This window comes from Paenibacillus protaetiae (assembly GCF_004135365.1).
Classification (GTDB): Bacteria; Bacillota; Bacilli; order Paenibacillales; family Paenibacillaceae; genus Paenibacillus_AP; species Paenibacillus_AP protaetiae.
Genome location: NZ_CP035492.1, coordinates 3220001 through 3233648, shown reverse-complemented (window position 1 = coordinate 3233648; position 13648 = coordinate 3220001). Strand labels below are relative to the sequence as shown.

Sequence of the window (13648 nt, the reverse complement as noted above, 5' to 3'; positions counted from 1 at the left end):
AGCCATTGCTGCGTCTATATCTTTATCCTCCCGCTCCAATGCTGCCGTTACCTGGGTGAAATGACGACACGCCGATTCGGCTCGTCCCCTTGGCTGTAGGTTTTCACCTTCGGATGGTTTTGCAGCTGCGAATGGATCACTTTTCTCTCTTGCGCCGGCATAGGCTCCAGCACAACCTCTTGCTGCGTACGAATGACTTTGCCTGCTAGACGGTCGGACATGTCCTCCAGCGTCTTGCGCCGCCGTTCGCGAAAATCTTCTGCATCAAGCACGATACGCAAATGGCTGTCCGAATAACGGTTGGCAACAATATTAACCAAGTACTGCAAAGAATCAAGCGTTTGACCACGTCTGCCAATCAGCATGCCCATATCGCCGCTGCCGGATAACGATAAGTAATTGCCTTCTCTCGTTTGCTTATGCTGCACTTCAACCTGCAGCCCCATTGTACTTGCCACTTCACGGAGAAACTGTTCGGCTTCCTCGATCGGATCCGGGATCAGTTCCATCTCAACTTTCGCAGGCTTTACGCCAATAAGCCCTAAAAACCCTTTCGAAGGCTGTTCCAAAACCGCTACCTTTACACGGTTCTCCGTTACGTTCCATTCCATTAAACCTTGGCGGACAGCATCGTCTATCGTTTTGCCTGATGCAACGATTTTCTTCATTTCGCAGGGGCCTCCTTGCCTTTCTTGCCGCTGTTACTTTTATTGCTGTTACCTTTGTTATTCGCTTTGCTGCCGCCGGCGCCTTTTGCTTTGCCGGCACCCGCATTTTTGTTGCCGCCCGAACCGTTCGAGCTGCCTTGATTGTCGTTCTTATTTTTCCGGTTAGGGAAAATGTAAAGGAAGTAGTTTTGGACAATCGTGTAACCGTTACTGTAAATCCAGTACAAAGGCAATGCGGCAGGGAAATTGATCGCCATGACAAAAATCATGACCGGCATAATCATGAGCATCGCGCCCATGCCCGGCATTGGCTGTACCTGCGTTTTTTGCATCATTTTCGATTGAACGAAGGTCGTAATCGCTGCGATAACCGGCAAAATATAATACGGGTCCTTCTCCCCAAGCTTCAGCCACAAAAACGCATGCTCGCGAATATCCGGATTCCGGTAAATCGAGTTATAGAGCGCGATATACACCGGCATTTGGACAATCATCGGCAAACAGCCCGCCATCGGGTTGACCTGGTTCGCCTGATACAGCTTCATCATTTCTTCCTGCATCTTTTGCGGACTGTCTTTATATTTTTCCCGAATCTGCTTAATTTCAGGCTGCAGCGCCTGCATTGCTTTCGAGCTCTTATATTGCTTGATCGTAAGCGGCAAAATAATCGTCCTTACGATAATAACCATAAGCAAAATCGCGAGGCCATACTGGCCGTCCATCCACTCGGCGAACTTGTCCAGCGTTACTGCAAAATAATAAACAACGTACTTTTCCCACCAATTGCCGTGCTGCAAATCTTCGGTGCTTGTCGTCTGGTTAACGGACGAGCCGCAGCCTGCAAGCAGGACCATCATGGCGGTCAAACCTAAAACAACAAGCCATTTTCGATTCCAATTCTTACGAAAAAACACGCCAAAACTCCTCTCTGAGAGCCATTACATACCAATCCTAACTATACCATAAACCTGGGATAAGAAACAATTGTCCACAGCCTTTAATCGGGCTTCGGCACCGGCTTTGCAGCTTTTGGAGGAACCGTGTTTTTCAGCAGGCCGGCCCGCTTCAGCACATGAAGCACACTCCGTTCCAAATCCTTGGTCTGCATCTCTACAGCAGGTTTTCTTACTATTAATATAAAATCGATGTTTGGGACGATCCGGTCCCTGTTTAACCGGACAATTTCCTTCACGACACGCCTCATCCGGTTGCGGACAACCGCATTGCCGATTTTTTTGCTGGCGGATACGCCAAGCCGGAAAGGATCAGCAATCCTCTGCCTGGACCAGTACACAACAAATTGGCCGTTCGCAAACGATTTGCCGGCACGGTATACCCGATTGAAATCATTGCGGTTTTTCAAACGCAATTTCCGATGCACGCTTCACTCACCGCTCTTTCCATCCTGTCAGCCAGTATTGCCGATTACACATCAGCTTAACAGGCAGCTGTCCATCTTTTTTATATGTAGCTACCTTTTTAATCTATAACGTCAAGCCGGCGTTTGGCGTCTCTTCCTCAGCCGGCCTGTCTGTTCCAAGGTAAAAAAAAAGACCACCGGACGTGGTCTTCAACTTTACGCGCTAAGAACTTTTCTTCCTTTTTGACGGCGTGCCGCCAAAACTTTGCGTCCATTCTTCGTGCTCATCCGTTTGCGGAAACCATGGACTTTTTTGCGTTTGCTTACATTTGGTTTAAATGTAGGTCTCATTCGTAATGCACCTCCCCTATATCATGCTCCTCCTTCAGAAACGAACTCGTCCCACGAAAGGAGGACGTACCGTTACCGGAGAAAAAAAGCTTTTTCAATTAAACCATGTTAGTGCCTAAAAGTCAATGCCGGGCATCCATTCGCCATAAATTGTGGACAACTGAATGAAATGCCCCCTTATCGACACAAACTAATAACATGTGCACAATTTCAGCCGGCCATTGTGCGAATCCTGTCGAAACTTAACAAGATATAAACAATATCTAGTGTTGTAGATAACTTCTATGCACAACCTATTGACGTTGTGGATAAAATCGCCGAATTCGTTGAAATACAAGGGATCTTTTGCTATGATTAATTTGTTTTAGATGTGGATGACAGCGATTTAACCTCAGCTTTATCAACACCCTGTGGATAACATTGTGAACAAACTTATCCCCTATTTATAACTCATCCTGTTCATGAACTTCATAATGTGGATGATTTCGGTATACACCCATGTTTTTCGACATGATTTCTCACATAAAAGTGCTTTTTTTAGTATTGGGATAGGAGTGACAGTCTGTGGACAGCCATAATTACGATATATGGCAGCAAGTGTTGTCGATCATCCAGACAAAGCTGAGCAAACCAAGCTTTGATACCTGGTTTAAAGCGACCAAAGCTTCCTTCATTAATGAATCGCTGCTGGAAGTAACCGCGCCGACGACATTTGCCGCGGAATGGCTGGAAGGCCGATATACGAAACTTATACGAACGACCCTGTTTGAATTTCTAGGCAGGCAGGTGGACGTTCGTTTTTCAATTGAAGAAGCAAGAACGGCTGAACCCGTACTTCAGGCTCCGCCGCCGGTTGAGCTGCCTTCCGTCCAGGAAGAGCCTTTCTCTAATATGCTTAACCCGAAATACACTTTCGATACGTTTGTCATCGGCGCGAACAACCGCTTTGCGCATGCCGCATCGCTGGCTGTCGCGGAAGCGCCTGCCAAAGCGTACAACCCGCTGTTCCTATACGGCGGCGTAGGGCTCGGCAAAACCCACTTGATGCATGCGATCGGCCATTACATTATGGAACATAATCCGCGCACCAAGATTATGTATATTTCGTCCGAGAAGTTTACGAACGAATTCATTAATGCAATCCGGGATAACCGCGGCGAAAGCTTCCGCAATAAATACCGGAATATCGACGTGCTGCTCATTGACGACATCCAGTTTCTCGCCGGCAAAGACGGCACCCAGGAAGAGTTTTTCCATACTTTTAATGCGCTGCATGAGGAACGGAAACAGATCGTTATTTCCAGCGACCGCACGCCTAAGGAAATTCCGACGCTGGAGGAACGGCTGCGTTCCCGCTTTGAATGGGGCCTTATCACGGATATTCAAGCGCCGGATTTGGAGACGCGGATTGCGATTTTGCGCAAAAAAGCAAAAGCGGAGAACCTCGATATTCCAAACGAAGCGATGATTTATATTGCAAGCCAGATTGATACCAACATCCGTGAATTGGAAGGCGCTTTAATTCGGGTGGTCGCTTACTCCTCGCTGATCAATGAAGATATTACGTCGCATTTGGCAGCAGAGGCGCTTAAAGATATTATCCCGACCAGCCGCCCGAAAATGATTACAATTCAGGATATTCAGCAAAAGGTCGGCGAGTTTTACGGCCTTCGCCTGGAAGAGTTTAAAGCGCGCAAAAGGACGAAAGCCGTCGCTTTTCCGCGCCAAATCGCCATGTATTTATCCCGGGAGCTGACGGATTATTCCCTGCCTAAAATCGGCGAAGCATTTGGCGGCCGCGACCATACAACCGTCATCCATGCGCATGAGAAAATTACGCAGCAGCTGAAACAAGATCCGGAACTTTATAAGATCGTGCAGAACTTGTCGGAAAAAGTCCGGAATCATACGTAAGCCAAGCTGTGAAAACATATGAACAACCAAGCAAGCCTATGCACACGCTATGCACATGTGGATAGGCTTGCTTTATCAACGTTCTGGGGGCTTATCCACATATTCAGGTGCCCTACTGCTACTACTACTATTTTTTTAAATAAATCATCATCTAAACAAGCAGCTTGCGCTGCCTTTTCAAAATCCGACCTTTTTCCCGAAAACAGGCCATGTGCCTCGGCCTACATTCAATTTAGGAGTGAATTCAACACATGAAATTAAAAATAGCTAAAAATGAACTGAACGAAGCTATCCAGCATGTAGCCAAAGCTGCGTCCTCCAGACCAACCATTCCGATTCTCGGCGGCATCAAGATCGAAGTGACGCATCAGGGCATTACGCTTACAGCAAGTGATACCGATATATCTATTCAAAGCTTTATTCCAGTAGAACAAGACGGAAATATTTATGCACATGTGGACAAGCCGGGAAGCGTCGTTTTGCCGGCGAAGTTTTTTGTGGAAATCGTGAAGAAGCTTCCTTCGGACCAAGTCGAATTCGAAGTAAACGCCCAGTTCCAGACGCAGATCCGTTCCGGCTCGACCGATATTCAGATGGTTGGTCTGGACCCGGAGGAATTTCCGGTTCTGCCTTCCATTGATGAGAATGAATCGTTCCCGATTCCGGGCGATTTGCTGAAAGCGATGATCCGTCAGACAGTGCTGGCCGCTTCCGCCAATGAACAAATGGCTATTTTGACAGGTGTGCTTTGGACGCTCCAAAACGGGGAATTGAAATTTGTAGCCACCGACCGCCACCGCTTGGCCAGCCGTTTCGCCACCGTGGAAGCGCCGGAAGATACCCGTTTCCATAATGTCGTCATCGCGGCCAAAACGCTGGTCGAGCTGTCGAAGCTGGTGCCGGAACATAATACGCCTGTCGATATTGTCGTAGCGGACAATCAAGTTCTGTTCAAAATCGACAATATTTTGTTCTATTCCCGCGTACTGGACGGCACTTACCCGGATACTTCCAAAATTATTCCGCAGGTGTACAAAACAGAACTCGTGCTGGATACGAAAAAATTAACCGACGCAATCGACCGCGCTTATTTGATGAGCCGCGAGGAAAAAACCAATATCGTCCGCATTGTGACGCAAGACGACCAATCAATTGAAATATCGTCAAGCTCTACCGAACTGGGCCGCGTTACCGAGCAGCTGGAAGTAGGCCGGATGTCCGGCGATCCGCTGCGTATCGCGTTTAACTCCAAATATATGCTGGATGTGCTGAAGGTTATCGACAGCGAGCAAATTTTGATCGGCTTTAACGGCGCAATGAGCCCGATTGTCATTAAACCAACCGACTACGAGCACAGCACCTATATCATTTTGCCTTACCGGACAACCGGCTAAGCGGCCGGATCAAAGATAAGCAGAGAGGAACGGGAATACCGATGAAACAAATCGAGATTCACACCGAATACATTCAGCTCGGCCAGTTTTTGAAGCTGGCTGACTGCATTCAAACCGGCGGGCATGCGAAGTTTTTTTTGCAGGAGAATGAGGTTCTTATTAACGGAGAGCCGGATAACCGGCGCGGCAGAAAGCTGTATGCAGGAGATCGGATAGAAGTTGAAGGCTGCGGCGTATTTACGGTCACCAGGACGTGAATATGCCCGGCAACCGGGAGGGCCTATCGTGTTTTTAAAACAAATCCATCTGCAAAACTACCGGAACTACAGCCAGCTGGAGCTGCAGACGGACAATCAAGTGAATTTGTTTGTTGGGCCTAATGCACAAGGGAAAACGAATTTGCTGGAATCCATCTTTGTGCTGGCCCTCACCAAATCGCATCGCACCTCCAAGGACAAGGAGCTGATCGGCTGGCAGGCCGATGCGGCGCGGATCCACGGCGAAGTCGATAAGCGGTACGGCGCGGTGAAGCTGGATTTATCTTTGTCCACACAGGGCAAACGAGCCAAAATTAACGGCCTCGAGCAGCGCAAGCTGAGTGATTTTGTCGGATCGCTTAATGTGGTCATGTTTGCGCCGGAAGATTTGGAAATAGTGAAAGGCACACCGGGCGTGCGGAGACGGTTTCTCGACATGGAGATCGGTCAGGTGCAGCCCGGTTATTTGCATACGCTTCAGCAATACGCCAAAGTGCTTGTCCAGCGTAACAATTATTTAAAGACAGCCGGCAGCGGCAGCTTCCAGCAGGCGATGATGGATGTATGGAATATGCAGCTTGCGGAGCATGGTGTTAAAATTATGAAAAAAAGGAAACACTTTATTCATAAACTGCAAGGCTGGGCAGAGCAAATTCATAGCGGCATAACAGCAGGCCTGGAGCAGCTTGTCATTGAGTACCGGCCATCGTTTGACGCAGGCTCCTCGGAAGATGAAACTGTTTTATTTGAACAATTTATGTTAAAGTTATCACAGGTGAAAGATCAGGAGGTTCGCAGGGGAATGACGCTTGCCGGGCCTCATCGGGATGATCTTGCTTTTTATATAAACGGCAAGGAAGCGCATGTTTACGGCTCGCAAGGGCAGCAGCGCACGACGGCCTTGTCGCTGAAACTGGCGGAAATTGAGCTGATTCGGGAAGAGATCGGCGAATATCCGCTCTTGCTGCTGGACGATGTGCTGTCAGAGCTGGACCAGCACCGCCAGACGCAGCTTATCGAAACTTTTCAAAGCAAAGTGCAAACGTTTATAACAACAACCGGAATCGAAAGCGTCAATATTGCCAAGCTTCATGATGCCGGTATTTATCATGTGCGGGAAGGCCAAGTGACACGTTAGGAAGGCCGGGAGGAGCGAATTCATTGTATATTCATTTAGGCGGAGAAAAAATAATTCGGGCTTCCGAGCTTGTAGCCATCTTTGATATTTCCATTGAGCAATCCTCCAAGCTTTCCAAGCAGTTTGTTGCGGAGTCCCGCAAACGGAAGACGGTGGAGATGATCGGGGAAGAGGATCCGAAGTCCATCGTAGTGACCGAGAGTAAAATTTTTTATTCTCCCATATCATCCTCTACGTTGAAAAAAAGAGCCAATCATTTTGCGGCTAATGGATAGAGATTTGGGATCAGGTATGAGAGGAGCAGTGAGCAGGCATGTCTTTGAATCAAAATACGTATGACGAGAGCCAGATACAGGTACTTGAGGGGCTGGAAGCTGTACGCAAGCGGCCAGGGATGTATATTGGCTCGACCAGCGCCAAAGGCCTTCACCATCTTGTATGGGAGGTTGTCGACAATAGTATTGACGAAGCGCTGGCAGGCTATTGCAACAAAATCCAGATCAAAATTCATGAAGATAACAGCATCACGGTTATCGATAACGGCCGGGGATCCCGGTCGGGGAACATCCGAAGCTGAAAAAATCGACGCTGGAAGTCGTTATGACGGTTCTGCATGCAGGCGGCAAGTTCGGCGGCGAAGGATATAAAGTATCGGGCGGTTTGCACGGCGTCGGCATTTCTGTCGTTAACGCTCTTTCGGAGAAGGTTGTCGTGAACGTCAAACGCGACGGCCATATTTACCAGCAAGAATATCATCGCGGCACGCCGCTGAGCGACATTCAAGTTATTGGCGATACGGAAGAGACGGGGACTATAACGACGTTCCATCCCGATCCGGAAATTTTTACGGATACAACTGTGTTCGAATATGACGTGCTGCAGTCCCGTGTCCGCGAGCTTGCGTTCCTGAACAAAGGGATCGAGCTGGTGCTTACCGACGAGCGCTCGGGCGTATCGAACACATTCAAATATGACGGCGGCATTATCGAGTTTGTCGAGCATTTGAACCGCAACCGCGAAGCGCTGCATGAAACGCCGATTTATGTCGAAGGAACCAAAGATAATATTCAAGTTGAAGTTGCGCTGCAGTACAACGACAGCTACAGCGAGAATATTTATTCCTTTGCGAACAACATTCATACGCATGAAGGCGGTACGCATGAATCGGGCTTCAAGAGCGCGCTGACGCGGATTATCAATGATTACGCCCGCAAAACAGGCGTGATTAAAGACAGCAACTCCAATCTGACCGGCGACGACGTGCGCGAAGGGCTGACGGCGATCATTTCCGTTAAAATTCCGGAGCCGCAATTCGAAGGCCAGACGAAAACAAAGCTTGGCAACAGTGAAGTGCGCGGTATCGTCGAGTCGTTTTTTGCAGAAAAGCTGCAGGAGTTTCTAGAGGAAAACCCGTCCACTTCGAAAAAAATTCTCGAGAAGGGCTTGTCTGCTTCCAGAGCCCGCGAAGCGGCACGCAAAGCGCGCGAGCTGACGCGCCGCAAAAGCGCGCTGGAAGTCAGCTCCTTGCCGGGCAAGCTGGCAGACTGCTCTTCCAAGGACGCGTCGATCAGCGAGCTGTATATCGTCGAAGGCGACTCCGCAGGCGGATCGGCGAAGCAGGGCCGCGACCGCCACTTCCAGGCGATTTTGCCGCTGCGCGGTAAAATTTTGAACGTTGAAAAAGCGCGCCTCGACCGCATTTTGTCCAATGCGGAGATTCGTGCCATCATTACGGCACTTGGCACCGGCATTAGCGACGATTTCGACCTGGCGAAAGCCCGTTACCACAAAATCGTCATTATGACCGATGCCGATGTCGACGGCGCTCATATTCGCACGCTTTTGCTCACGTTTTTCTATCGGTATATGCGGAAGATTGTCGAGGCGGGATATATTTATATCGCTCAGCCGCCGCTTTACAAGATCGAGCGCAACAAGACGATCCGTTATGCCCAGTCGGAAAAAGAGCGGGACGACATTATCGCCGAGTTCGGCGAAGGCGCGAAAGTCAATGTACAGCGTTATAAAGGCCTTGGCGAGATGAATCCGACCCAGCTGTGGGAAACGACGATGGATCCGGAGAGCCGCACCATGCTGCAGGTTACGATTGACGATGCGATGGAAGCGGACGGCCTGTTCGATACCCTGATGGGGGATAACGTCGAACCGCGCCGCGAGTTCATTAACCAATATGCGAAAAACGTAAAAAATCTCGATATTTAACGGCGGGATAATTCAAAATAAAAAGCCGTCTCTACTTCGTGAACGGCGGGCCTTTAAAGGGCAGTCGTTCACGTTCTTGATAGAGCGGCTTTTTTTTGTATCCTGCGGGGGAATGCAGAGCGTGGCGGATCGGCTTATTTGGACCGTTTTCTAAACCGGCCGTAAGCGACGGCATAGCGATAAATTTTCGGGAATACGCGCTTATCTTTCAGTTTGCGGAAAATAAACGGGTCCGGCAGTGTATTGACCTCGAGTATCCAGGGATGCATTTTCGTATCCACGGCTATATCGACGCCAATCTCTTTTAGCCCGGGATAGGCGGTCTGCAGCTGATTGGCAATGGCTACACCCAGCCGCCTCAATTTCTCTTCAAATTCGTGCAGCTCATTGCCCTGCAGATGCCCGATCATCAGCATGGACAAATCCATCGGCGTTCCGCCGCTGTGATAGTTAGTAACGATCCGCTTGGGATGCGCCAGCCGTCCGATCAGGCCGGTTGTTTCCCAGTGTGGGCCGTTTTTTTGCACCATGGCGCGGATGTCGAACCTTCGGTTCTGATGGCGCAGAAGCTCGATTCCTTGCTGGACCAGGTAAGGCCGGCGTTTGATTTTGGCCAGCAGCCGGCGGTGCAGCTCTTCATACGAGCCGCACGATGCGAGAGACGTTCCCTCCTGGAACGTGTACGAACGTGCGCCGCCGCCGGGATGATGCTCCACGCGAATGACGCCATGGCCAAATGTGCCGTTTACCGGCTTCACATACACCATGCCGTATTTATCGAGCATGGAGCGAAGCGTTTCGGGTTCTAATCGTTTTGTCAGCGGCATGTATTCACGCAACTGCTCCGATTGAAGCAGCACTTTTGTTTTTGCCCATTTGCTTTGGACGCGTTGAATGGCCACTCGTAAATCTCCTTTCGATCGTTAACCTGGACAGGCGGTATATCAAGCATGAAGGAGACAGACTTTGGAATGAGTGGTATAATGAAAGTTGGGTCTGTTTATCTTATGCACCTTTTAAACAAAGGAAAGAGATAATCGGCTATTTTCCTGTTTTTAGAAAATAATGTTTCTGCCGTCCGGGTAACCGGGCCAGCAGAACGGCGGGGGAACGTTTAACGAATCCCTTTTTGTGAAAGTAATATAATGGGTATTCATGTTCGCCATCGGCATAACTGCCAACCGAGCATGTGGCGATAGATACGTCAGGGAGGTATAACATGGCGGAAGACCAGCGAAATTCGCAAATTATAGACCGTGATATTAGTACGGAAATGCGTGATTCCTTTATGGATTACGCAATGAGTATTATCGTAAGCCGCGCGCTTCCCGATGTGAGGGACGGGCTGAAGCCGGTGCACCGGCGTATTTTATATTCGATGTCGGAGCTTGGCATGTCGCCGGACAAGCCTTATAAGAAATCTGCGAGAATCGTAGGCGACGTAATCGGTAAGTATCACCCGCACGGCGATGCAGCCGTTTATGAGACGATGGTTCGTTTGGCGCAAGATTTCTCCATGCGTTACATGCTGGTCGACGGACACGGCAACTTTGGTTCGATCGACGGCGACGGCGCAGCTGCGATGCGTTATACGGAATCCCGTTTAACGAAAATCGCGATGGAAATGATGCGGGATTTGAATAAAGATACGGTTGATTTTGTCCCGAACTATGATGGCGAGGAGAAAGAACCGGCCGTTTTGCCTGCCCGTTTTCCGAATCTGCTTGTTAACGGGGTAACCGGTATTGCGGTTGGTATGGCGACTAATATTCCTCCGCATAACCTTGGTGAAGTCATTGATGGGGTGCAGGCGCTTATTGCCAACCCGGACATTACGCCGGTTGAGCTGATGGAGTATGTGAAAGGCCCTGACTTCCCGACCGCAGGTCTGGTGCTTGGCCGCCATGGCATCCGCCAGGCATATTTGACCGGACGCGGCACGGTAACGATGCGCGCCCGCGCCGAAATCGAAGAGAACGGCGGCAAAGCCCGCATTATCGTTCACGAGCTGCCGTATCAGGTGATCAAAGCACGCCTGGTGGAGAAAATCGCCGAGCTTGTCCGCGAGAAAAAGATCGACGGCATTACCGATCTGCGTGATGAATCGGACCGTAACGGCATGCGTGTTGTCATCGAGCTGCGCCGTGACGTTAATCCAAGCGTCGTGTTAAACAACCTGTACAAACAAACGCAAATGCAGTTCAACTTCGGTATCAACATGCTTGCCCTTGTGGACGGCCAGCCGAGAATATTGAACCTGCGCGACATTTTATACCATTATTTGCAGCATCAGATCGAAGTTATACGCCGCCGCACGGAGTTTGATCTGAGAAAAGCGGAAGCACGCGCCCACATTCTGGAAGGCTTGCGAATTGCGCTTGACCATCTGGATGAAGTAATTGCGCTTATCCGTTCTTCACAAACGACCGATATAGCTAGAGAAGGATTGATGGAGCGCTTCTCGCTCAGCTACGATCAATCGCAAGCGATTCTCGATATGCGCCTCCAGCGCCTGACCGGTCTGGAACGCGAGAAAATCGAGGCGGAATATGCGGAACTGCTGCGTAAAATTGCCGAATATAAAGCCATTCTGGCCGACGAGCAGCTTGTTCTGGATATTATCAGCACCGAGCTCAATGAGATTAAGGAAAAATTCAACGATGAACGCCGCACGGAAATTACGCTGAGCGACGAAGAAATTTTGGATGAAGACCTGATCCCGCGCGAGGATGTGTTTATCTCCATCACCCATACCGGTTATATTAAACGCCTGCCGGTCTCGACGTACCGCAGCCAGAAGCGCGGGGGCAAAGGTGTGGTAGGCATGGATACAAAGGATGATGATTTTGTCGAGCATCTGTTTGTTTCCAATACGCACCACAACCTGCTGTTCTTTACGAATAAAGGCAAGGTCTACAAGCTGAAAGCTTATGAGATTCCGGATCTTAGCCGTACTGCACGGGGAACGCCGATTATTAACTTGATCCAAATTGAACAAGGCGAGACGATTCACGCTGTCATACCGGTTGAGTCGCTTGACCCTGATAAATTTTTGTTCTTTGCAACCCGTCAGGGCGTCGTGAAGAAAACTCCTCTGGACGATTACAGCAACATTCGCAAGGTGGGCCTTATTGCGATTTCGCTGCGCGAAGATGATGATCTGATTGGCGTTAAACTTACCGACGGCACAAAGGAAATTATTATGGGTACGGCCCAAGGCATGTCAATCCGCTTCCCGGAGACGGATGTCCGTACGATGGGACGCCCTGCAACCGGGGTGAAGGGCATTCAGCTCGAAGAAGGCGATATCGTTATCGATATGGATATTGTCGATCCGGACAATGACGTGCTTATCGTAACTTCGAAAGGTTACGGCAAACGTACGCCGATATCCGAATACCGGGTGCAAAGCCGTGGCGGCAAAGGGATCAAGACATTGAACATCACAGATAAGAATGGCCCTGTCGTCAGCCTTAAAGTGGTTGAGAACGAAGAGGACCTGATGATCATGACAGCCTCAGGTACGATGATCCGGACCAGTATGGAGGGCATCTCGACGATGGGACGCAACACGCAAGGCGTGAAGCTGATCAATACGCGTGATGACGATTCCGTAGCGACGGTGACCCGTGTTGCGCGCAATGAGGATTCGGACCTGCAGGATGACGAGAACGACGAAGGGGCTGCGGGACCAACTGATTTGGAATAGTGAAGCCGATTATTCAAATCTGACATAAGAGGAGCGGGAATCATTGTGAGCGTAGTGGCAGTATCACAACTTAAGTTAGGTGATAAGCTTGCGGGAGATGTACTCACTCCGCTTGGCAGCACTCTGTTTCATAAAGGCAAAGTGATTCAAGGGCGTGAAATTGAAATCTTGAAGGCATTTATGGTGCAGCAAGTTTCAATTAGCGACGACCGTAATCGGACGATGCCGCCCAATCAAGACGGCAGCGATGAGATTCAGGAGCAGAATGCTGGCCTGATCAAGGCCCCCGCTGCTCCAATCCCATTTGATGATGAATACGAACGCTTGGTCGAGCTCCTGAAAAAGACGTTCAAATCGGCAGCCGCTGGTGAAATACCGGTGTTGGAGCTGCGTCAGCAGCTGGAGAAGGTTTTGCGCCATATCGGGAGCTACAACCCTCTTACATTTGCGCCGCGGAGCTTTAAGCAGCCGGAATATATGTATCACAGCAGTGCAGCATGCGCTTTAACCTCTTATTTGATTGCACAATGGGTAGGGCTGCCGCAAAAGGATTGGATGCAGATTGCTATGGCGGGGCTTTTTCACGACATCGGCAACAGCAGGATTGATCCGGACATTTTATTCAAGCCGTCGG

At 49.6% G+C, this 13648-nt stretch carries 12 protein-coding genes and 1 pseudogene (1 of these 13 only partly in view); 8 read left to right on the top strand and 5 right to left on the bottom strand.

All coding sequences use genetic code 11. The features are described 5' to 3' along the window. Positions 1-47 precede the first annotated feature (47 nt). From jag to rpmH, 4 genes are all read right to left on the bottom strand, one after another. The gene (gene jag, locus ET464_RS14975; protein ID WP_129442202.1) at positions 48-668 is read right to left on the bottom strand and encodes an RNA-binding cell elongation regulator Jag/EloR; all 621 of its coding nucleotides are present in this window, start codon (positions 666-668) and stop codon (positions 48-50) included. Beyond that, positions 665-1582 (bottom strand): YidC/Oxa1 family membrane protein insertase, encoded by a 918-nt coding sequence (locus tag ET464_RS14970; protein ID WP_482811941.1) that lies wholly within the window; start codon positions 1580-1582, stop codon positions 665-667. Before ET464_RS14970 ends, jag begins: the two co-directional genes overlap by 4 nt. 83 nt (positions 1583-1665) lie before the next feature. Further along, entirely contained in the window at positions 1666-2049 is a 384-nt protein-coding gene (gene rnpA, locus ET464_RS14965) for a ribonuclease P protein component (RefSeq protein ID WP_129442200.1), read from the bottom strand. Positions 2050-2244: 195 nt separating this feature from the next. Beyond that, positions 2245-2379: a 50S ribosomal protein L34 gene (gene rpmH, locus ET464_RS14960; RefSeq protein WP_068778604.1), complete on the bottom strand. Its 135-nt coding sequence runs from the start codon at positions 2377-2379 to the stop codon at positions 2245-2247. A 564-nt stretch (positions 2380-2943) separates the two neighbouring features. Here rpmH and dnaA point away from each other — a divergent pair. From dnaA to gyrB, 6 genes and pseudogenes are all read left to right on the top strand, one after another. Further along, positions 2944-4293: a chromosomal replication initiator protein DnaA gene (gene dnaA / locus ET464_RS14955; protein ID WP_129442198.1), complete on the top strand. Its 1350-nt coding sequence runs from the start codon at positions 2944-2946 to the stop codon at positions 4291-4293. A gap of 251 nt (positions 4294-4544) precedes the next feature. Then, the gene (dnaN, locus tag ET464_RS14950) at positions 4545-5687 is read left to right on the top strand and encodes a DNA polymerase III subunit beta (protein ID WP_129442196.1); all 1143 of its coding nucleotides are present in this window, start codon (positions 4545-4547) and stop codon (positions 5685-5687) included. A 41-nt stretch (positions 5688-5728) separates the two neighbouring features. Beyond that, complete coding sequence (gene yaaA, locus ET464_RS14945; protein WP_129442194.1) at positions 5729-5944, top strand: S4 domain-containing protein YaaA; 216 nt, start codon at positions 5729-5731, stop codon at positions 5942-5944. 28 nt (positions 5945-5972) lie between these two features. Next, the gene (gene recF, locus ET464_RS14940; RefSeq protein WP_129442192.1) at positions 5973-7082 is read left to right on the top strand and encodes a DNA replication/repair protein RecF; all 1110 of its coding nucleotides are present in this window, start codon (positions 5973-5975) and stop codon (positions 7080-7082) included. A 23-nt stretch (positions 7083-7105) separates the two neighbouring features. Next, entirely contained in the window at positions 7106-7357 is a 252-nt protein-coding gene (gene remB / locus ET464_RS14935; RefSeq protein ID WP_129442190.1) for an extracellular matrix regulator RemB, read from the top strand. Between the two features lie 38 nt (positions 7358-7395). Further along, positions 7396-9305, top strand: a pseudogene (gene gyrB, locus ET464_RS14930) (DNA topoisomerase (ATP-hydrolyzing) subunit B). A gap of 134 nt (positions 9306-9439) precedes the next feature. Here the strand turns inward: gyrB and ET464_RS14925 are convergent. Further along, positions 9440-10207 (bottom strand): YheC/YheD family protein, encoded by a 768-nt coding sequence (locus ET464_RS14925; RefSeq protein WP_129442188.1) that lies wholly within the window; start codon positions 10205-10207, stop codon positions 9440-9442. A gap of 317 nt (positions 10208-10524) precedes the next feature. On the opposite strand from ET464_RS14925, the gene gyrA reads away from it, so the two are divergent. Then, the gene (gene gyrA / locus ET464_RS14920) at positions 10525-13014 is read left to right on the top strand and encodes a DNA gyrase subunit A (RefSeq protein ID WP_129442186.1); all 2490 of its coding nucleotides are present in this window, start codon (positions 10525-10527) and stop codon (positions 13012-13014) included. 45 nt (positions 13015-13059) lie between these two features. After that, positions 13060-13648 carry the 5' portion of an HD-GYP domain-containing protein gene (locus ET464_RS14915; protein WP_129442184.1) on the top strand. The gene runs 497 nt beyond the window's last position, so 589 of the gene's 1086 nt are visible here — the first part of the coding sequence; it begins with the start codon at positions 13060-13062; the stop codon falls past the right edge of the window.